General features: G+C 68.5%; 28 protein-coding genes and 1 pseudogene. All 29 read right to left on the bottom strand.

The features are described from left to right. Position 1 precedes the first annotated feature (1 nt). The 29 genes and pseudogenes from rpmD to ACZ62B_RS11090 all read right to left on the bottom strand — a co-directional run bounded on the left by rpmD (position 2) and on the right by ACZ62B_RS11090 (position 18,692). Positions 2 to 184, bottom strand: coding sequence for a 50S ribosomal protein L30 (gene rpmD / locus ACZ62B_RS11230; protein ID WP_004984515.1), 183 nt, complete (start codon positions 182 to 184; stop codon positions 2 to 4). 2 nt (positions 185 to 186) lie between these two features. Further along, complete coding sequence (gene rpsE, locus ACZ62B_RS11225; RefSeq protein ID WP_030860989.1) at positions 187 to 792, bottom strand: 30S ribosomal protein S5; 606 nt, start codon at positions 790 to 792, stop codon at positions 187 to 189. A gap of 65 nt (positions 793 to 857) precedes the next feature. After that, positions 858 to 1,241: a 50S ribosomal protein L18 gene (rplR, locus tag ACZ62B_RS11220; RefSeq protein ID WP_030860987.1), complete on the bottom strand. Its 384-nt coding sequence runs from the start codon at positions 1,239 to 1,241 to the stop codon at positions 858 to 860. A gap of 3 nt (positions 1,242 to 1,244) precedes the next feature. Then, entirely contained in the window at positions 1,245 to 1,784 is a 540-nt protein-coding gene (rplF, locus tag ACZ62B_RS11215) for a 50S ribosomal protein L6 (RefSeq protein WP_073932757.1), read from the bottom strand. A 24-nt stretch (positions 1,785 to 1,808) separates the two neighbouring features. Beyond that, positions 1,809 to 2,207, bottom strand: a complete 399-nt coding sequence (rpsH, locus tag ACZ62B_RS11210; protein ID WP_030831671.1) for a 30S ribosomal protein S8 — start codon at positions 2,205 to 2,207, stop codon at positions 1,809 to 1,811. 212 nt (positions 2,208 to 2,419) lie between these two features. Continuing rightward, positions 2,420 to 2,605, bottom strand: a complete 186-nt coding sequence (locus ACZ62B_RS11205) for a type Z 30S ribosomal protein S14 (protein ID WP_003948630.1) — start codon at positions 2,603 to 2,605, stop codon at positions 2,420 to 2,422. A 5-nt stretch (positions 2,606 to 2,610) separates the two neighbouring features. Next, on the bottom strand, positions 2,611 to 3,168 hold the full coding sequence (gene rplE, locus ACZ62B_RS11200) for a 50S ribosomal protein L5 (RefSeq protein ID WP_030860981.1): 558 nt from the start codon (positions 3,166 to 3,168) through the stop codon (positions 2,611 to 2,613). Further along, on the bottom strand, positions 3,168 to 3,491 hold the full coding sequence (rplX, locus tag ACZ62B_RS11195; RefSeq protein WP_217128186.1) for a 50S ribosomal protein L24: 324 nt from the start codon (positions 3,489 to 3,491) through the stop codon (positions 3,168 to 3,170). The genes rplE and rplX overlap by 1 nt, the downstream gene beginning before the upstream one ends. A gap of 2 nt (positions 3,492 to 3,493) precedes the next feature. Then, on the bottom strand, positions 3,494 to 3,862 hold the full coding sequence (gene rplN / locus ACZ62B_RS11190) for a 50S ribosomal protein L14 (RefSeq protein WP_030831680.1): 369 nt from the start codon (positions 3,860 to 3,862) through the stop codon (positions 3,494 to 3,496). Between the two features lie 130 nt (positions 3,863 to 3,992). After that, positions 3,993 to 4,280, bottom strand: coding sequence for a 30S ribosomal protein S17 (rpsQ, locus tag ACZ62B_RS11185; protein WP_344557983.1), 288 nt, complete (start codon positions 4,278 to 4,280; stop codon positions 3,993 to 3,995). Further along, a complete protein-coding gene (gene rpmC, locus ACZ62B_RS11180; protein WP_007494763.1) occupies positions 4,280 to 4,504 on the bottom strand; it encodes a 50S ribosomal protein L29 in 225 nt (74 codons plus the stop codon). Before rpmC ends, rpsQ begins: the two co-directional genes overlap by 1 nt. Then, complete coding sequence (gene rplP / locus ACZ62B_RS11175) at positions 4,504 to 4,923, bottom strand: 50S ribosomal protein L16 (protein ID WP_007443989.1); 420 nt, start codon at positions 4,921 to 4,923, stop codon at positions 4,504 to 4,506. Before rplP ends, rpmC begins: the two co-directional genes overlap by 1 nt. 5 nt (positions 4,924 to 4,928) lie before the next feature. Next, positions 4,929 to 5,756, bottom strand: coding sequence for a 30S ribosomal protein S3 (rpsC, locus tag ACZ62B_RS11170; RefSeq protein WP_037929573.1), 828 nt, complete (start codon positions 5,754 to 5,756; stop codon positions 4,929 to 4,931). Further along, on the bottom strand, positions 5,756 to 6,103 hold the full coding sequence (gene rplV, locus ACZ62B_RS11165) for a 50S ribosomal protein L22 (protein ID WP_019329637.1): 348 nt from the start codon (positions 6,101 to 6,103) through the stop codon (positions 5,756 to 5,758). The genes rpsC and rplV overlap by 1 nt, the downstream gene beginning before the upstream one ends. 43 nt (positions 6,104 to 6,146) lie before the next feature. Next, entirely contained in the window at positions 6,147 to 6,428 is a 282-nt protein-coding gene (rpsS, locus tag ACZ62B_RS11160; RefSeq protein ID WP_010036728.1) for a 30S ribosomal protein S19, read from the bottom strand. A 12-nt stretch (positions 6,429 to 6,440) separates the two neighbouring features. Further along, positions 6,441 to 7,277 carry a 50S ribosomal protein L2 gene (gene rplB / locus ACZ62B_RS11155; protein WP_004927281.1) on the bottom strand — a complete coding sequence of 279 codons (837 nt, stop codon included), beginning with the start codon at positions 7,275 to 7,277 and terminating at the stop codon, positions 6,441 to 6,443. 38 nt (positions 7,278 to 7,315) lie between these two features. After that, complete coding sequence (rplW, locus tag ACZ62B_RS11150) at positions 7,316 to 7,735, bottom strand: 50S ribosomal protein L23 (RefSeq protein ID WP_344557988.1); 420 nt, start codon at positions 7,733 to 7,735, stop codon at positions 7,316 to 7,318. Beyond that, positions 7,735 to 8,394, bottom strand: a complete 660-nt coding sequence (gene rplD, locus ACZ62B_RS11145; RefSeq protein ID WP_085571014.1) for a 50S ribosomal protein L4 — start codon at positions 8,392 to 8,394, stop codon at positions 7,735 to 7,737. Before rplD ends, rplW begins: the two co-directional genes overlap by 1 nt. 8 nt (positions 8,395 to 8,402) lie before the next feature. Then, positions 8,403 to 9,047, bottom strand: a complete 645-nt coding sequence (gene rplC / locus ACZ62B_RS11140; RefSeq protein ID WP_030046373.1) for a 50S ribosomal protein L3 — start codon at positions 9,045 to 9,047, stop codon at positions 8,403 to 8,405. Positions 9,048 to 9,064: 17 nt separating this feature from the next. Continuing rightward, positions 9,065 to 9,373, bottom strand: a complete 309-nt coding sequence (gene rpsJ, locus ACZ62B_RS11135) for a 30S ribosomal protein S10 (RefSeq protein ID WP_003948644.1) — start codon at positions 9,371 to 9,373, stop codon at positions 9,065 to 9,067. Positions 9,374 to 9,851: 478 nt separating this feature from the next. Beyond that, a complete protein-coding gene (locus ACZ62B_RS11130) occupies positions 9,852 to 10,328 on the bottom strand; it encodes a hypothetical protein (RefSeq protein ID WP_469689956.1) in 477 nt (158 codons plus the stop codon). Beyond that, positions 10,325 to 10,774, bottom strand: coding sequence for a hypothetical protein (locus ACZ62B_RS11125; RefSeq protein ID WP_469689953.1), 450 nt, complete (start codon positions 10,772 to 10,774; stop codon positions 10,325 to 10,327). The genes ACZ62B_RS11130 and ACZ62B_RS11125 overlap by 4 nt, the downstream gene beginning before the upstream one ends. Positions 10,775 to 11,013: 239 nt before the next feature. Next, positions 11,014 to 12,222: an acyltransferase family protein gene (locus tag ACZ62B_RS11120; protein ID WP_382052844.1), complete on the bottom strand. Its 1,209-nt coding sequence runs from the start codon at positions 12,220 to 12,222 to the stop codon at positions 11,014 to 11,016. A 290-nt stretch (positions 12,223 to 12,512) separates the two neighbouring features. Next, complete coding sequence (locus ACZ62B_RS11115) at positions 12,513 to 14,111, bottom strand: VWA domain-containing protein (protein WP_344557997.1); 1,599 nt, start codon at positions 14,109 to 14,111, stop codon at positions 12,513 to 12,515. An 8-nt stretch (positions 14,112 to 14,119) separates the two neighbouring features. Continuing rightward, entirely contained in the window at positions 14,120 to 15,310 is a 1,191-nt protein-coding gene (locus ACZ62B_RS11110) for an AAA family ATPase (RefSeq protein ID WP_344558075.1), read from the bottom strand. A gap of 42 nt (positions 15,311 to 15,352) precedes the next feature. Continuing rightward, positions 15,353 to 15,613, bottom strand: a pseudogene (locus ACZ62B_RS11105) (hypothetical protein); the annotation flags it as partial. A 20-nt stretch (positions 15,614 to 15,633) separates the two neighbouring features. Further along, the gene (locus tag ACZ62B_RS11100) at positions 15,634 to 16,167 is read right to left on the bottom strand and encodes a hypothetical protein (RefSeq protein WP_469689951.1); all 534 of its coding nucleotides are present in this window, start codon (positions 16,165 to 16,167) and stop codon (positions 15,634 to 15,636) included. Between the two features lie 2 nt (positions 16,168 to 16,169). Beyond that, positions 16,170 to 18,215, bottom strand: a complete 2,046-nt coding sequence (locus ACZ62B_RS11095) for a hypothetical protein (protein ID WP_344558001.1) — start codon at positions 18,213 to 18,215, stop codon at positions 16,170 to 16,172. 63 nt (positions 18,216 to 18,278) lie between these two features. Next, entirely contained in the window at positions 18,279 to 18,692 is a 414-nt protein-coding gene (locus tag ACZ62B_RS11090; RefSeq protein ID WP_344558003.1) for a hypothetical protein, read from the bottom strand. Positions 18,693 to 18,702 lie beyond the last annotated feature (10 nt).

Genomic DNA, 18,702 nt, shown 5'->3' with positions numbered 1-18,702 from the left:
ATCAGTCGACCTCCTCGACCGTCACGAGGTGGCGGACGGTGTGCACCATGCCGCGGAACTCGGGGCGGTCCTCCTTGACGACCACGTCGTTGACCTTCTTCAGGCCGAGCGAACGCAGGGTGTCACGGTGGTTCTGCTTGCTGCCGATGTAGGACTTGACCTGCGTGATCTTGAGCTGCGCCATGATCACACACCCGCCCCGGCACGTGCGCGGAGAAGAGCCGCGGGGGCGACGTCCTCGAGCGGCAGACCGCGGCGGGCCGCGATCTCCTCGGGACGCTGCAGGCCCTTGAGGGCCGCCACGGTCGCGTGCACGATGTTGATCGCGTTGTCGGAGCCGAGCGACTTCGACAGCACGTCGTGGATACCGGCGCACTCGAGCACGGCGCGCACCGGACCACCGGCGATCACACCGGTACCCGGGGACGCGGGCTTGAGCAGCACGACGCCGGCAGCCTTCTCACCCTGGATGGGGTGCGGGATGGTGCCCTGGATGCGGGGGACCTTGAAGAAGTGCTTCTTGGCCTCCTCAACGCCCTTGGCGATGGCGGCCGGCACCTCCTTGGCCTTGCCGTATCCGACACCCACGGTGCCGTCACCGTCGCCCACCACGACCAGCGCGGTGAAGCTGAAGCGACGACCACCCTTCACAACCTTGGCGACGCGGTTGATCGCGACGACGCGCTCAACGTACGCGGTCTTCTCGGCGGCAGCTGCGCCGCCGTCACGGCCCTTCCGGTCCCGCCGCTCGCCGCCACCGGCACCGCCACCGCGGCGCTGGGGTCCAGCCATTGGAATTACCTCTCTCTGTTTCCGCTAGCTCGCAGCAACATAAGTCGCTACCGCGACGGGCGGCTCTAGAACTTCAGGCCGGCTTCGCGGGCGGCGTCCGCCAGAGCGGCGATGCGCCCGGCGTACTGGTTACCACCACGGTCGAACACGACGGCCTCGACACCGGCGGCCTTGGCACGCTCGGCGACCAGGGCGCCGACCTGCTTGGCCTGCGCGGACTTGTCGCCCTCGCCACCGCGGACCGACGCGTCCAGGGTGGACGCCGACGCCAGGGTGTGGCCCTTCAGGTCGTCGATCACCTGCGCCACGATGTGGCGGTTGGAGCGGGTCACGACCAGACGGGGACGCTCCGCGGTACCCGCGATCCGCTTGCGGATCCGGATGTGACGGCGCTTGATCGCGGCGCGCTTGTAGGCGTCGCCCTTGAGGATCTTCTGCCCGTATGCCATGGCTTACTTACCCGCCTTTCCGACCTTGCGGCGGATGACTTCGCCCTCGTACTTGACGCCCTTGGCCTTGTACGGGTCGGGCTTGCGCAGCTTGCGGATGTTGGCCGCAACCTCGCCGACCTTCTGCTTGTCGATGCCCTCGACCGAGAAACGGGTCGGAGCCTCGACCTTGAAGGTGATGCCCTCGGGCGCCTCGACGGTGATCGAGTGGCTGTAGCCGAGGGAGAACTCCAGGTTCGAACCCTTGGCGACAACGCGGTAACCGACACCGCTGATCTCGAGCTTCTTCACGTAACCCTGGGTCACGCCGGTGATCATGTTCGCCACCAGCGTGCGGGACAGGCCGTGAAGGGCCTTGTTCTGACGCTCGTCGTTGGGGCGGGTGACGTTCAGCACGCCGTCCTCACCCTTGACGATCTCGATCGGCGCCACGACGGTGTGGGTCAGCGTGCCCTTGGGGCCCTTGACCGAGACCGTACGGCCGTCGATGGTGACGTCCACGCCGGCGGGAACCGCGATGGGGAGCTTGCCGATGCGCGACATAGCTGTTTCCTCCGTTCCCTTCCGCTACCAGACGTAGGCGAGGACTTCCCCACCCACGCCCTTCTTGCCGGCCTGCTTGTCGGTGAGGAGCCCGTGCGACGTGGAGATGATCGCCACGCCGAGGCCGCCCAGCACCTTGGGCAGGTTGGTGGACTTCGCGTACACCCGGAGACCGGGCTTGGAGATCCGCTTGATGCCCGCGATGGAGCGCTCACGGTTCGGGCCGAACTTCAGCTCGAGGACGAGGTTCTTGCCGACCTCGGCGTCCTCGGTCTTCCAGCCCGTGATGAAGCCCTCCTGCTGGAGGATCTCCGCGATGTGCGACTTGATCTTCGAGTGCGGCATCGCCACGGAGTCGTGGTACGCCGAGTTCGCGTTCCGCAGACGCGTAAGCATGTCTGCGATCGGATCAGTCATGGTCATGAATTGGCCTTCGGCCTCTCTCGCCGGGGTTTCCTGGTGCGCCATCCCTCTCCCCGATCCGAGACGGGACGGGTGCGGCGCGGTGGACCTACGGCGTAGTAAGTCGTACGGGCACGGCAGGTGCCCAACCCCGCAAGCCTAAGCCATACGGAGCGGGCCTCCTGCCGTTCCCAATGCTTACCGAGAGCCCTGGGAGTCCGGAATTACCCGGGTTACCAGGAGCTCTTGGTCACGCCCGGCAGCTCGCCACGGTGAGCCATCTCACGAAGGCACACGCGGCACAGGCCGAACTTGCGGTACACGGAGTGCGGGCGGCCACAGCGCTGGCAGCGGGTGTAGCCACGCACACCGAACTTGGGCTTACGGGCAGCCTTCGCGATCAGAGCCTTCTTCGCCATCTCGCTCACGCCTCCTTGAAGGGGAAGCCGAGGTGACGGAGAAGGGCGCGGCCCTCTTCGTCGTTGGTCGCCGTGGTCACCACGGTGATGTCCATACCCCGGGTGCGGTCGATCTTGTCCTGGTCGATCTCGTGGAACATGACCTGCTCCGTGAGACCGAAGGTGTAGTTGCCACGGCCGTCGAACTGCTTGGGGGACAGGCCGCGGAAGTCGCGGATGCGCGGCAGCGCGAGCGACAGGGTGCGGTCCAGGAACTCCCACATGCGGTCGCCACGGAGCGTGACGTGGGCACCGATCGGCTGGCCCTCACGCAGCTTGAACTGCGCGATGGACTTGCGGGCCTTGGTGACGGCCGGCTTCTGACCGGTGATCGTGGTGAGGTCGCGGATGGCGCCCTCGATCAGCTTGGAGTCGCGGGCGGCGTCGCCCACACCCATGTTGACCACGATCTTGACGAGGCCGGGAACCTGCATGACGTTCTCGTAGGAGAACTGCTCGCGCAGCTTGCCCGCGATCTCCTCGCGGTACTTCGTCTTCAGACGCGGAGTGGTGGTGGTCGTCATCAGATGTCCTCACCCGTCCGCTTGGCAACGCGGATCTTGTTGCCTTCGTCGTCGAAGCGGTAACCGACGCGCGTGACGACCTTCTTGCCGTCCTTCTCCACGACCAGCTGGACGTTGGAGACGTGGACCGGGGCCTCGGTGGTCACGATGCCGCCGGCCTGCGAGCCACCGGCGGTCGGGCCGGCCTTGGTGTGCTTCTTGACCCGGTTGACACCCTCGACCAGGACACGGTCCTCGCGGGGGAAGGCCGCGATGACCTTGCCCTGCTTGCCCTTGTCCTTGCCGGTGATGACCTGGACCAGGTCGCCCTTCTTGATCTTCATGCTCACAGCACCTCCGGCGCGAGGGAGATGATCTTCATGAACTTCTTCTCGCGCAGCTCACGGCCGACGGGGCCGAAGATACGGGTGCCGCGAGGGTCGCCGTCGTTCTTCAGAATGACGGCGGCGTTCTCGTCGAAGCGGATGTACGAGCCGTCCGGACGGCGGCGCTCCTTGACGGTGCGAACGATGACCGCCTTGACGACGTCACCCTTCTTCACGTTGCCACCGGGGATCGCGTCCTTGACGGTGGCGACGATGACGTCACCGATGCCCGCGTAGCGGCGACCGGAGCCACCGAGCACACGGATGCAGAGGACTTCCTTCGCACCCGTGTTGTCGGCGACACGCAGTCGCGACTCCTGCTGGATCACGTCTATCTCCTGTTTGTCTGCCGGTTCCCCGGGGGCCGTTCGGCTGAACGGCCCCCGGAGCCTGGCGGAACTGTCCTGCGAGGGATGCCCCGCAGGAACGTACTTTTGGGAATTCCCTCGCGGGAACTACCTACTTGGCCTTCTCGAGGATCTCGACGATGCGCCAGTGCTTCGTGGCGGACAGCGGCCGGGTCTCCATCAGGAGGACGCGGTCACCGACGCCGGCGGCGTTCTGCTCGTCGTGGGCCTTGAGCTTGCTCGTGCTGCGGATGACCTTGCCGTACAGCGCGTGCTTCTTGCGGTCCTCGACAGCGACGACGACGGTCTTGTCCATCTTGTCGCTGACGACGATGCCCTCGCGGGTCTTGCGGTCGCCGCGGACCTCGGAGTTCGTCTCAGTCACGTTGTTCTCGCTCATCAGGCGTTCTCCACCGTTTCGATGCCCAGCTCACGCTCGCGCATCAGGGTGTAGATCCGCGCGATGTCCTTGCGGACCGCCTTCAGACGGCCATGGTTCTCGAGCTGCCCGGTCGCCGCCTGGAAGCGGAGGTTGAACAGCTCTTCCTTGGCCTCGCGGAGCTTCGCCAGAAGCTCCTCGTTGCCCAGCTCGCGCAGCTCGGACGCCTTGGTACCGGCCGACATCACGCTTCACCTGCCTCGCGCTTGACGATCCGGCACTTCATCGGCAGCTTGTGGGCCGCACGGGTCAGCGCCTCACGGGCGATCTTCTCGTTGGGGTAGGACAGCTCGAACATGACCCGGCCCGGGTGCACGTTCGCGATCCACCACTCCGGAGAACCCTTACCGGAACCCATGCGGGTCTCGGCCGGCTTCTTCGTGAGCGGGCGGTCCGGGTAGATGTTGATCCAGACCTTGCCACCACGCTTGATGTGGCGGGTCATCGCGATACGGGCCGCCTCGATCTGGCGGTTGGTCACGTACGCCGGCGTGAGGGCCTGGATGCCGTACTCGCCGAACGCAACCGTCGTACCGCCCTTGGCCATACCACGGCGCTTCGGGTGGTGCTGCTTGCGGTGCTTGACCCTACGGGGGATCAGCATGTCGGTCAGGCCTCCGTTCCGGTGCTCTCAGCCGGAGCGGCAGCCGGAGCCTCGGCCTTGGGGGCCTCGGCAGCGGGAGCCTGCTGCGGCTTGCGGCCGCGACCGCCACGCTCGCCACCGCGGCCACCACGGGCCGGGCGGTCGGCGCCACCGCGGGCCGGGCGGTTACCCGCACGGGCAGCGGCGTTCTCGGCGCGGACCTCGGCGATGTTCTTGACGTCGCCCTTGTAGATCCAGACCTTCACACCGATGCGGCCGAAGGTCGTCTTGGCCTCGAAGAAGCCGTAGTCCACGTTCGCGCGGAGCGTGTGCAGGGGCACACGGCCCTCGCGGTAGAACTCCGAGCGGGACATCTCGGCGCCACCGAGGCGGCCACCGCACTGGATCTTGATGCCCTTGGCGCCGGCCTTCATCGTGCCCTGCATGCTCTTGCGCATGGCGCGACGGAAGGAGACGCGGGAGGAGAGCTGCTCGGCGACGGCCTGGGCCACCAGCTGAGCGTCCGTCTCGGGGCTCTTGACCTCGAGGATGTTCAGCTGGACCTGCTTGCCGGTCAGCTTCTCCAGGTCACCGCGGATGCGGTCGGCCTCGGCGCCGCGGCGGCCGATGACGATGCCGGGACGGGCGGTGTGGATGTCCACACGCACGCGGTCACGGGTGCGCTCGATCTCCACCTTCGAGATGCCGGCGCGCTCCATGCCGGACGTCATCATCCGACGGATGGCGACGTCTTCCTTGACGTAGTCCTTGTACAGCTTGTCGGCGTACCAACGCGACTTGAAGTCGGTCGTGACACCGAGCCGGAACCCGTGCGGGTTTACCTTCTGGCCCATTACCGGGTTCCTTCCTTGCTGCTGACGACCACGGTGATGTGGCTGGTCCGCTTGCGGATCCGGTAGGCACGGCCCTGGGCGCGCGGACGGAACCGCTTCAGGGTCGGGCCCTCGTCGACGTACGCCTCGGAGATGTAGAGGCTGTCGGCGTCGGTGTGGTCGTAGTTGTGCGCGGCGTTGGCGATGGCGCTGTCCAGCACCTTGCCGACCGGCACGCTCGCGGCCTGCGGGGCGAAACGCAGGACCGCCTGAGCCTCCGTGGCGTCCATGCCACGGATGAGGTCCACCACGCGGCGGGCCTTCATGGGCGTGACGCGGATGTACCGCGCCTGGGCCCTGGCTTCCATGGTTGTCCCTTCAGTGTTTGTCATGGTCAATCCACCCCGCTGACTAGCGGCGCTTCGACTTCCGGTCGTCCTTGACGTGACCCCGGAAGGTGCGCGTCGGCGAGAACTCGCCGAGCTTGTGGCCGACCATGGACTCGGTGACAAACACCGGGATGTGGGTCTTGCCGTTGTGCACCGCGATCGTGTGGCCGAGCATCGCCGGGACGATCATCGAGCGGCGGGACCAGGTCTTGATGACGTTCTTGGTACCGGCTTCGTTCTGGGCGTCCACCTTCTTGATCAGGTGGTCGTCGACGAAGGGTCCCTTCTTCAAGCTACGAGGCATCTCAACCCGTCCTTAGCGCTTCTTGTTCGTCTTGCGGCGGCGGACGATGTACTTGTTCGACGCCTTCTTGGGCGAACGAGTACGGCCTTCCTTCTTGCCCCACGGGGACACGGGGTGGCGGCCACCGGAGGTACGGCCCTCACCACCACCGTGCGGGTGGTCGACCGGGTTCATGACGACACCACGGACGGTCGGGCGGACGCCCAGCCACCGCTTGCGGCCGGCCTTGCCCCAGTTGATGTTCGACTGCTCGGCGTTGCCGACCTCGCCGACCGTGGCGCGGCAGCGCTGGTCGACCAGGCGGATCTCTCCGGACGGCATGCGCAGGTGGGCCATCGAGCCCTCCTTCGCGAGCAGCTGCACGGAGGCACCGGCGGAGCGGGCGAACTTGGCACCGCCACCGGGACGGAGCTCGATCGCGTGGATCGTGGTACCGACCGGGATGTTGCGGAGGGCCAGGTTGTTGCCCGGCTTGATGTCGGCCCCGGGACCGTTCTCGACGCGGTCGCCCTGCTGCAGGTTGCGCGGGGCGAGGATGTAGCGCTTCTCGCCGTCGGCGTAGTGCAGCAGCGCGATGCGCGCGGTGCGGTTGGGGTCGTACTCGATGTGCGCGACCTTCGCCGGCACGCCGTCCTTGTCGTGACGACGGAAGTCGATCACTCGGTAGGCGCGCTTGTGGCCACCGCCCTGGTGGCGGACGGTCACACGACCGGAATTGTTACGGCCGCCCTTGCTGTGCAGGGGACGGACCAGCGACTTCTCCGGCGTGGACCGCGTGACCTCGACGAAGTCGGCGACGCTGGAGCCACGACGGCCCGGAGTCGTCGGCTTGTACTTGCGGATACCCATTTCTCAGTCCTCGTCCGATATCGAACGATCCTGACCGCTTACGCGGTCGGACCGCCGAAGATGTCGATACGGTCGCCCTCGGCGAGGGTCACGATCGCGCGCTTGGTCGCCGCGCGCTGGCCGAAGCCGGTGCGGGTGCGCTTGCGCTTGCCGACGCGGTTGATCGTGTTGACCCCGGTGACCTTGACCTCGAAGACCGCCTGGACGGCCTGCTTGATCTGGGTCTTGTTCGCGCTGGGGTCGACGATGAACGTGTACTTGTTCTCGTCGATGAGCGCGTAGCTCTTCTCCGACACGACCGGCTTCAGCAGGACGTCACGGGGGTCCGTGTACGCCTTGCTCGCCGGGGTGACGACGGTGTTCTTGCCTTCGGCCTCGTGGCGGCGCGCCTTGGCGACGCGCGCGGCCTTGGCCTTCTTGGCCGCCTTGGAGGCGATGGAGGGGTGACGGGCAGCCATCAGACCTCGCTCCCTTCGTTGTCGTTGGCCTTGTTCGGGCCGGCGACGAAGGACTCGAAAGCGGCCTTGGTGAAGACCACGTCGTCCGAGACGAGAACGTCGTACGTGTTCAGCTGGCCCGGCTCCAGGATGTGGACCTGGGGCAGGTTGCGGGCGGACAGCCACGCGGCCTCGTCGGCGCGGTCGACGACCAGGAGCAGGTTCTTGCGCTCCGAGATCTTGCCGAACAGCGACTTGGCGGCCTTCGTGGAGGGGGTCTCGCCCTCGATCACGCCGGAGACGACGTGAATGCGGTTGTGGCGCGCCCGGTCGGTGAGGGCGTGACGCAGGGCGGCAGCCTTCATCTTCTTGGGGGTGCGCTGGGAGTAGTCGCGCGGCACGGGACCGTGCACGACGCCACCACCGGCGAACTGCGGCGCGCGGGTCGAGCCCTGACGGGCGCGGCCGGTGCCCTTCTGGCGGTACGGCTTCTTGCCGCCACCACGGACCTCGCCACGGGTCTTGGTCTTGTGGGTGCCCTGGCGGGCAGCGGCCAGCTGCGCGACGACGACCTGGTGGATCAGCGGGATGCTGACCTTCTCGACGTCGAAGATCTCCGCGGGGAGCTCGACGGTACCGGCCTTGTCGCCCGCCGGCGAAAGGATGTCAACAGTGCTCATCGGTTACCTCAGGCCCCCTTGGCCGCGGTGCGGACCAGGACGAGGCCGCCGTTCGGACCGGGAACCGCGCCCTTGATGAGCAGCAGACCCTTCTCCGCGTCAACGGCGTGGACGGTCAGGTTCTGGGTGGTGACCCGCTCGTTGCCCATGCGACCCGCCATGCGCAGGCCCTTGAACACGCGACCCGGGGTGGCGCAGCCACCGATGGAACCGGGCGAGCGGTGCTTGCGCTGGGTGCCGTGTCCGGCGCCGAGGCCCTTGAAGTTGTGACGCTTCATGACACCGGCGAAGCCCTTGCCCTTGCTCTTGCCGGTGACGTCGACCTTCACGCCCGACTCGAAGACCTCAGCGGTGACTTCCTGGCCCAGCGTGTACTCGGAGGCGTCCGCGGTGCGGATCTCGACGAGGTGACGACGGGGGGTGACGTCGGCCTTGGCGAAGTGGCCCTTGAGGGGCTTGTTCACCTTGCGCGGGTCGATCTCGCCGAAGGCGATCTGGACCGACTCGTAGCCGTCGACGTCGTTCGTGCGGACCTGGGTGACGACGTTGGGGCCGGCCTTGACGACGGTGACCGGAACAACACGGTTGTTCTCGTCCCACACCTGCGTCATGCCGAGCTTCTCGCCCAGGATGCCCTTGATCTGCTTAGCCATTCTCAGATCACCGGCCTTCAGAGCTTGATCTCGATGTCGACACCGGCCGGGAGGTCGAGTCGCATCAGAGAGTCAACGGTCTTGGGGGTCGGGTCGAGGATGTCGATCAGGCGCTTGTGCGTGCGCATCTCGAAGTGCTCGCGCGAGTCCTTGTACTTGTGCGGCGACTTGATGACGCAGTACACGTTCTTCTCAGTGGGCAGCGGCACCGGGCCCGCGACCGACGCACCAGTGCGGGTCACCGTCTCGACGATCTTCTTCGCCGAGGAGTCGATGACCTCGTGGTCGTAGGCCTTGAGCCGGATGCGGATCTTCTGTCCCGCCATGGCTACTTCGTAGTCCTGTCTCTCTTTACGCTCCGGAACCCGATGTTCCAGGTCTCGTCCTCCGACCCACGCGGTCGGGCGTGTCGCACTCTCGCTGACATGGATGTCCCTTGTTCGAACATCCCCGCGGGATTGACACAGCCCTACCAGAACCGTGGACCGGGGGCGAAAGGCCCACCGGGCGCCTGGCCGGTGCCGCGCTCCGCTTCCCGGAAGATTCCCGTACGTCCGCCCCTGATCAGGGACGACGAGTACTGTGGGACTCGCTTCCGGTCCTCCCGGCGGGAGGCGCGCAGCATCAACACTCGACCGAGCAACTCCGACAGTCTGCCATACGGGGACCGGGGCTGGCCAATCGGGCGGAAGAGATTACCCCGGAGGAGGCCAGGATCAAACAAGGGATCGTCCCTCGTCCGGGAGCCGGACCGTGGAGCGAGGCCGTTCCGGTCGTCAGCCGCGTACCGGCCGGGCCCTCCCGTCAGCGCCGTCGGCGCAGGGCCTCCCAGGCGTCACCGGCCACGTGGGCGGACTCCAGCCGCCAGGTCTCCAGTTTGTCCAGCACCTTCGACACGGCCTTCCATCGTCTGAGCCACGGCGGCAGCTCCCGGAACGGTACGAAGGTCAGCGTGTCGTCGATGGCGTCCCCGGCGATGCTCCTGCGGCCGGGGCCCTCCGCCCGCAGCACGGCGTACAGCTCCGGCGTCAACGCGCCGTTGAGCCTGGCCGCGGTGCCCACCGCCGTGAACGCGTACCTCCGCTGAGCGGCGTCCGGCAACCGCGTCGCCCGGACGATCCGGGGTGACGCCTCCTCCAGCGAACAGTTGAAGGCCAACCCGATCGCCGCGGTGCCGAGATGGTTCTCGCCGCGCGAGAACGCGGCATCCCAGTCCGCGGGGTCGTCGATGCCCAGCAACCCCTCGCCGGTCTCCCAGTCCCCTTCGGACACCGTGGTCACCTCGCGTCGCCTTGCGCGCCGGGTTCGGTCGCGATGACGTGCCGCACCTGCCGGCGGGCCTCCTCCCGACGGGCACGGCGGGCGACGTACAGGCAAGGGACCGGAGTGCCGGGGCCGCGCCCCGCCGCCCCGCCGAGCATCCGCTCGGTGCCGACCCGCGCGGCGTCGAGGGTCAGACCTGCTCCCCTGGCGAGGACGTGCCTGTCGGTGTCCCACCGTGCGGCGAGCTCCGGGAGCCGCTCCTTCGCTTCGGGCAGCCGGGGGGATTCTCCGAGATCGATCGCCTCATGGGCAGCCTCGACGTACTCCAGGCACGCGGCCGGCACAGGCTCCGCGATCTCGTCCCGCTCGATGTCCGGCACGTGTCGTGCGAAGTCCAGCGCCAGATGAGCCGCTCGCGTCTGATCGACCTGTTCGAGCAGGTCGCCCAACGGTCGACCACCCACCCGGCTCGGTCCTTCTCGTCTGCCGTGCCTGCGATGTGGACGTGGGCGTCCGGGGCCGCGGTCAGGCCCGGGGGGATCCGGACTGAGGTGCCGGCCCGTTTCCGGGTCGTGGTGGCGGTGCGGGTTGTCGTGGTGCCCCGTCCCGGCGTCGTCGTCCCGCCCCGGGAGAGCGAAGCGGGATTCCTGCACCGCCGTCCGCCCGTTCGGCCACCGAGGGGGGCGGCACCTCGCAGGTCGGGTCACCCGTTCCCCGCGTTCCGCATGCGTGCGAACGACGTGTCCAGTCCCCGCTTCAGCAGCCGGGACACGGGGCGTTCCACGAGGCGGTGGATCAGGTAGCTCAGTACCAGGAAGCCGGCGATCACCACGGCCACCAGCAACCGGGCGTCCATCGTGTCGTGGAAGCAGTTGATCAGTGTCGTGCCTGCCGCGTAGTGGATCAGGTAGAGGGGGTAGGTCATGGCACCCGCCGTGACCAGCCACTTCCAGCGGATGCGGTCGGTGTGACCGAGGGCGACAGCCACCATGAAGAGCAGGAAGACGGTGAAGATCGCCACGCTGCCACGCCAGCTGGAGACGCGTTCCACCTCCTCGATGCGGTTGCCCAGCTCCAGCTGCCCCATCAGCCATGCCATGGCGAGGATGCCCCACAGGAGGAGGTCCTGGCCGAAGCGGTGCATGAGATAGAGGGCGAGTCCCGCGATGAAGTACCAGGCGCCTTCCGGGTTGGCGACCAGTTCCAGCAGGGGGAGGTCGGCGACGGGCGCGAGCATCGCCGCCGCGCCCCACACACAGCAGAAGACCACGACCCTGCGGTACGTCAGGCCCATGGCGACCACGACCAGGAAGAGCAGGTAGAAGCGCAGCTCCGACCAGAGGGTCCAGTAGACGCCGTCGACGTTCGGTACGGCCGAGCCGGACTGGAGCATGGTGAGGTTGAGGAGGATCTCGCGCAGGCGCAGGCGTTCCCACACTCCCGGTACGGCGACCAGGACGGCCGTGGTGAACAGGACCGCGAACCAGTACGCCGGATAGAGGCGGATCACGCGGGAGACGAAGAACTGACGCGGGGTGCGGCCCCAGCACGACATGCAGATCACGAAACCGCTGATCACGAAGAAGATCTCGACGCCGATCCAGCCGTAGGAGGCGAACCGGAAGACCGTCGGCATGAGGTCGGAGACCGGCCGGTCCCAGATCAGGTTGCCGGGCCGGTCGGCCCGCCAGGTGCCGGCGTAGTGGTGCACGGCCACCATCAGCGCGGCGAGCAGGCGGATGCCGTCGATGACGTACAGGCGGCCGCCCGGCCGCACGCGCGTCGCCGGCCGCGGGGCGGTCTCGGCCGGCAGGGTCGCGGCGAGCGGCGGGAGCGGCCGCTTCAGCAGTCCCACCGCTCGTCCCGCGTCCCGCTCGGGTATCGATGTCCCACTGTCCGCCGCACGCACCATCCGCCCAGACAAGAACAACACGCACGTCGGCGGTAGTGCTTTCGACGACTTGCCGACTACGTCCCATGCGGAGTTGGCGGCGCGTTCACCCGTGCGTCAGATGACGCCCCGGTCCGGCATCGTGCCGGCGACGCGCTCGAAACCGGCGGTCTTCCCGTCCTTGCCGGTGATGTACTCGTGCCGGTCCAGGATCATGATCCCGCCACATGCGCGGCGTCCGTCTCGTCGATCTGGCCGGGCAGGCCGCTCGGCAGCCCGGGAAGACGATCGCTGTCAGCTCCTGGACGCGTTCAGATCACGCGGAAGAGGTCGGCGGTGGTGTGGACGTCGGTGAGGTCCTCGATGAGGCGGAGGTTGTCGCACAGAGCCTGAAGGACCGAGTCGGCCGCGGCGGCGCGCGGGGCGCCGATGACCAGGCCGAAGACCCGGAAGCCCAGCCGGTGCCTGGTGTCGTTCCAGGCGCGCGTCCACTGCTCGGTGACGCCGCAGTCGTCGTCGGTGATCATCACGATGTCGCCGCGCATGCGGGCGGTGTCGTCGAATTCCGCCTCCAGCAGCTCGCCCGCCGCCGACAGCGGGGTCTGGTAGCTGGTGCCGCCGCCGAGGAAGGTCTCGGCGAAGTCGACGGTCCGCTCGACGGGGGCCGGTTCGTCCGCCGGGAAGCGGAAGACCTGGAGCCTGCCGGGGGCGGAGAACAGGATGCCGACGAAGTCGCGTCCCGCGGCGCGGGCCTGGTCGAGCAGGGCCAGGGCGCACGCCTTGGACCAGGCCTCCCGGGTGATTCCGCCGGGTCCCTCCTCGTACATGGAGTGCGAGGTGTCCACGCAGGCGATGATCGCGCCCCGGCCGGTGGTCTGCTCGCCCTGGCTGTCGTAGAGCATCAGTTCCCCGGCGGCGTAGCGGGCGGCGAACACCGCGCGCAGTTCGGGCAGGCCGAGGTGGGCCAGTTCGGAGGGGATGACGCGGGAGAGGTCGTCGCCGAGGGTGACGCCGACCAGTTCCCCGGTGGCGTTCTCCACCTTGCGGGCGCGCTCGCCGTCGGCCATCTGCCGGAACCGGCCGATCAGGTCGGCCCACCGGGCGAGGCGGCCGGTGCGCAGCCGCTCCGCGAGGCGGGCGCGCTCGGCGAACGGCATCCGCTCCAGTTCGCCGGATCCGACTCCCCACGCCCGCATCAGCGCGGCCTCCCCCCGGACGGTCTCCGCGGCCTTCGCCACGGCGCCGCGTGCGGTGGCGCGGATTCCGGGGACGGCCGTCGCGGCGGCCAGGGCGGCCTGCCGTGCCGCGGCCTCGGCCGCCTCGGCCGCCTCGGCGGTCTCGATCGCCCGGCGTACGGCGTCGGCGGCCTGCGCGGTGCCGGCCTCGTCGGCCTCCTCCGCGGCCTGCTGGAGCGTCTCGTCCACGGCGGTCGCCGCCGCGGCGGCGGCCCGCTGGGCCCGCTTCGCCCGCTCGCCCCGCTCCTGTGCGTCCCGGGCGCGCTCCAGCAGCCCGCGCAGCGCGCCGGCCTGGGCGAGTACGGCCATGGCGGCGGCGTAGGGATCGCCGGCCGTCTCCCGGCGCAGCCCGGTGAACTCCGGTGACTCCATCAGCGCGGTCATGATCTGGTGGTTGACCAGCCGGGAGGGGTCCATCGCGGCCGGTTCGCGCAGCCGCGGGCCGGCCTTGTACGCGGCCAGGAACACGTCGGTGAGGAGGTCGGCGGTGTGGTGGCCGTGGCGGTCGCCCAGCTCCGCCGCCAGCTCGCGCAGGGCGGCCGACTGCTCGTGGGTGTCGTGCCAGGTGATGCGGTCGAACCGGTCCGCGACCACGGCGGCGGTGTGCCGTCCGGGGCCGGGGACGGCGGAGGTCCGGGCGAGCCGTGCCCCGGCCCCGGTCGTGAGCTCGTCCATGGCGCCGCTCAGAGCTGCGCCTGCACCGTGCTCGCGTCCACGCCGAGGGCCTCGGTGAGGACACGGGCGCGGACGGCGCGCTGGCGGCCGGCGACCCGGTCGATGGCGGTGGTCGAACGGCCGGCGCCCACCGCCTCGGCCCTCAGCTTCTCCAGCCGTCTGCCCGCCGTGGCGAGCTGGTGGTGCGCCTTCTTGATGACCCACTCGCTCAGCGCCTCGCGGGACTGTCCGGCCATGGCGTCGAGCTGGGCCTCCAGCTCCTCGATGGTGTCGGCCAGGTCGAGCGCCTCCTTGGCGTCGGGGTTGACCAGGTGCAGCACCTCGCGTTCGACGGTCGGGCGCTGGGCCGGGGAGTCCCACAGCACATGGGTCAGCACCGGCAGGTCGGTCTCGGCGACCGTCGTACGGCCGTCCAGGTACGCGGAGGCCTGGAGCAGGCCCACCGCCTGCCGCCAGCGGCGGTCGGAGGCGACGAGTTCCTTGCGGCGCAGGGCGGCCCGCAGCGTGCACACCGCGTCGACGATCGCGTCGGGGACGTCCACGGCCGGGACGGCCTCGGCCACGGCGTGCCGCAGCGCGGTCAGCTCGACGGTCGTCCGGGCCGGGGCGGCCGGGCGGTGGACGGCGGAGCGGACGAGCGCGGCGAAGTTCGAGGGGTCCTCCAGGTAGCCGACCTCGATCCGCACCAGCAGCCGGTCGTAGATCGCGGCCGAGTCCTCCCCGCTGGGGAGTTCGTTGCTGGCGGTGATGGCCCCGATGAGGGGGCAGCGGATCGGTTCGCCGCCGTTCTCGGGGTGGTAGATCCGCTCGTTGAGGTAGCCCAGGGTCTCGTTCAGGGCCGCCGTGGAGCATTTGAAGATCTCGTCGATGAACGCGACGTGGGCGGTGGTGGCGCGGCCCTCGTAGACCTGGCGGTACTCGCCCCGGGCGAGCGCGGCGACGTCGATGGGGCCGAACATCCGCGTCGGCGCGGTGAACTTCGACAGCAGGATCTCCCAGTAGGCCGCGCCCTCGATCCGGCCCGTGAGCTCCCGCGCCATCTCGGACTTCGCCGTTCCGGGCGGTCCGAGCAGCAGCGAGTGCTGTCCGGCCAGCAGGGTCACCAGCAACGTCCGTACGACGTCGGCGCGTTCGTAGAACCGCTCCGACAGCTCGTCGCCGATGGCCCGCAGTCGTCCGGCCGTGTCCTCCGCGTCCATGCGCGCTCCCCTTTCCCTCGTGCGTACGCCCGGCGGCCCCCGGTCCACGGAGCAGAACGTCGACGTGCTCGCGTCGAAGACGTCGAAGACGTCGAAGACGGAGTCCGCGAGGTCCGGAACCTGGCTGCCGCAGGCCACCAGGGCGACCTCGCCCTCCTGGCCGGGCACCGGGAGGAAAGTCTGCACGAGCACCGCGCGAACGGTCCGGTCGAGTTCGTCCCCGGGGACGGGGACGAACTCGATGCCGTACGTCCGCGCGGCCGGGTCGGTGGGCAGCGGGTCGCCCTTGCCCGTGCGCCCGCCGGCCGGCGGGACCGGCCGACTCAGCGGCAGTCCAGCGTCTTCACGGTGGCGGGGAAGTAGGCGCGCATGAACTTCTCCATTTTTGCACGGTTGGCTTCTTCCAGGATGCTCGCCTGCGGCAAGTGCAACTTGAGCGTGAAATATCGCCCGCGATCAGTGATGCATGAGGCACTCACGATGGCGCCATTTCTGCCGATGATCGCCTCGTCGCCGATGTCCGCTTTGCGGAACTGTGAGACGTCTTCGAGCACTGGATCGAATTCTGACCGTTGAGCCAACCCGGGCGCGTCCGAGGTCCAGTAGAAGTTGAACTCCATCTCTCGGTCATCTCCAGAGAAAAGCGTACACGGGGCGGAGATCGCTTTCGAACGGTCCACCCGGCTGTACTCATGAAGATCTTCCGCAGACTCGACAAGCGGTTCGGCGAGTTCCCAATCGACCGGCGTACCACAGATCTCCTCAGGAGGCTGGGGCTTGTCGCCTCGCCCGCAGGACACTACGAGGCAGGTGAGGATCAGGCCGAGGGCTGCGGTCCGTCTCGTCGGGCTGCTCATTCTCACTTCGGCTCCACCCCGGACACATCCCTGCCCTTTGCTTCACCCCGGCCAGCCGCCGTGTCGATGGTGTTCTGCGCATCATAGGCGCCATCGAATTCGCCTTCGCGCGCTTCCTTCCATTCGTCCACAAGCGCCATGAGTTGCCTGTTTCTCGATTCGGCAACCTCGATGTTGCTCTCGACTCTCTGATTGTCGATCCTCTTCTGCTCGTCCTCCAGCCACATGCCCGTGACGTAATCGAATCCTTGCTGCGCCTTGTCACTGACCACAGGGATATAACTGATCGCTTCGTCGATGAGTGGCTTGGCCGCGAATTCCGCAACCTCGGGATCGCCTTGCGCCTGGGTGCGTGCCTCCTCCAGGAAACCCACTGTCCGCCCGGCACGCACGAGGGACTCCGTCGAGTCGGGCCGGGTGTCGGCATGGAAGTCCGTGACCATCGCCTGGTTCAGCCCGCCGTTCAGCGTGCCGTAGGCGTCCTGGTCCTTGGAGATCTGCTTGGTGACCTCGAAGAGGTCGGTCTGGTCCAGGGGGGACCTTGCGACGGCGACCTCGCTCATCGCCGTGTGCACGGTGTCCCCATGGTTGACGAGAATGTTGGCCATGGGCTCCCGCAGGGACGGCGGGAAGTCGTCGCCCTGGCCCGCCAGAGTCGTCAAGGCCGACTTGAGGACCGCCTCGTTCTGCTCGGTGTGCTCGACGTAGCGGGCGTTCTCGTCCGACGGGTCGATACCGGTCGCCGCGGCCTGCAGGGCGGCGCCGAAGCCCACGCGGCTGTCACCGTCCACGCCGCGTGTGTACGTGGTCACCTTCATCCCCTCCCGCTCGTGCAGGGTGACCTCCCAGTCCCGCTCCTTCATGAGGTACTTCATGTGTTCCTCGGAGCTGAGATAGTCCGCCGCCGCCGCGGGGTTCCGGCTCATGAGGCCGAGCATGCCGTCCACCGGGTCGTTGGCGAACCAGCCGCCCCGCTCTCCGTTGTACTCGTGCTTCAGGCGCCAGATGCCCGGGTCCTTCTTCTCGGCCGCGATCATGTCGTCGGTCAGGTCCCCGAGCATGTCCGGTGCGTACCCGTCGCCCTTCTGCATGAGGGTGACCAGTGACTGGTAGCCGACCGCCTTGTCGAGGCGGGCGCCCTGGGCGTCGGTGCCGTAGCGCGCCACGCCGGCCTCCCGCATGTCCTCACGCCAGCCCTCGTACCACGGCGATCCGGTGTCCCGGGTCGCCGAGGCGAGGGCATGGGCCAGGCCTGTCTCGATCTTTGTGTAGTGGTCCACGCGGCCGTCACCCCACACGTGGATGAGGTCGTTCAGCTCGTTCGTCAGTCTGATGGTGCCCTCGGCGCCCAGGCCGGCCAGGAGCGTGCGGGAGAACTCGGGGTCGTCACCGTTGTCGCGGAACGTCCGCTCGAGTTCGGCGAGTTCCTTGTCGGACAGGCGCTCGCCCTTGCGAAGCCGCTCCAGCGCCTTCTCGGCCGCCTCACCCTCGTACTTCTCGATGTCGCCCTTCGCCTCACCGTTGAAGCCCTTGCCGCCGACGGTGACACCGGAGTCGGTCACAACGGCCTGCAGGGCGATCCGGACGCCGGTGTCCGCGTCCGTGACGTCCCGCACCGCCTTGTCGATGCGCTCCTGCCACGACTGGACGGCCTCCAGGTATCCCGGATCCTGGCGCACCGCCCTGCGTGACTCCTCCGGTAATCGCTCGATGTCGAAGCTCACACGTCCGCTCTCGGACACTTTCATGCCCGCATCGACGGCGTCCTGCCGGGCCGACTTCAGTCGGCCGCGCAGTTCGACGAACTGTGTGTGCGCGTCACGCAGCAGCGCGGCCACCGCCTTGGCCTCCGTCTGCGCGTACTGGAACTGCTGGAGGGTGATGTCGAAACGCCTGTTGGCCGCATCGGCGCTCAGTCCCGCCCAGCCGGTGCCCATGGAGATGCCGTGCACGTCCCGGCGGTAGGCCTTCTCCTGCTCGGCGAACTCACCTGCCATCCCGTCCCATTGTTCGGCGGCCGTGGTGAGTGCGCCGAGGTCCGTGGTCATGATCTCGTGGTAGGTCGGCATCTCGGTCCCCCGGGGTGTCTCGGCAGGGCTCGTCGTCTGCGGTCAGTAGCGGTCGAGCGGGGAGGTCCGCCCGGCTTCGGCGCCCATCGCGAGATCCGTGCCCCGCAGCACGGTGTTGGCGCTGCGCAGCGCGCCCTTCTCCGCGTCGAGCCGGTCCTTCGGGTTCTCCACCTGCCCGCCCCAGGCCTCGTGGGCCTTCTTCAGCGCCGTCGATGTGGCCCAGCCGTCCCCGGCCTCCGCCCGGAACGCCTTGACCGCGCTGTGCCGGTGTCCTCGTCCGGCTTTCGCCGTGTCGGGTTCGATGTGCTCCTCGATCGCCCTCGCGGCGGCCTTCTTCTGGGCGGGCGACGAGGCCAGGTCCTTCCGGCCGCCCGTCGGCGCTCCTCCGCCCCGCTCCGCCGGGAGCTGGTTCAGCCTCGTCCCGACCGTCTGCTCCGTTCCAGCGGTGCCCGTCACCACGAACCGT

Source organism: Streptomyces sp. NPDC053426, assembly GCF_055585405.1.
This window is presented reverse-complemented; position numbering and strand designations above follow the sequence as displayed.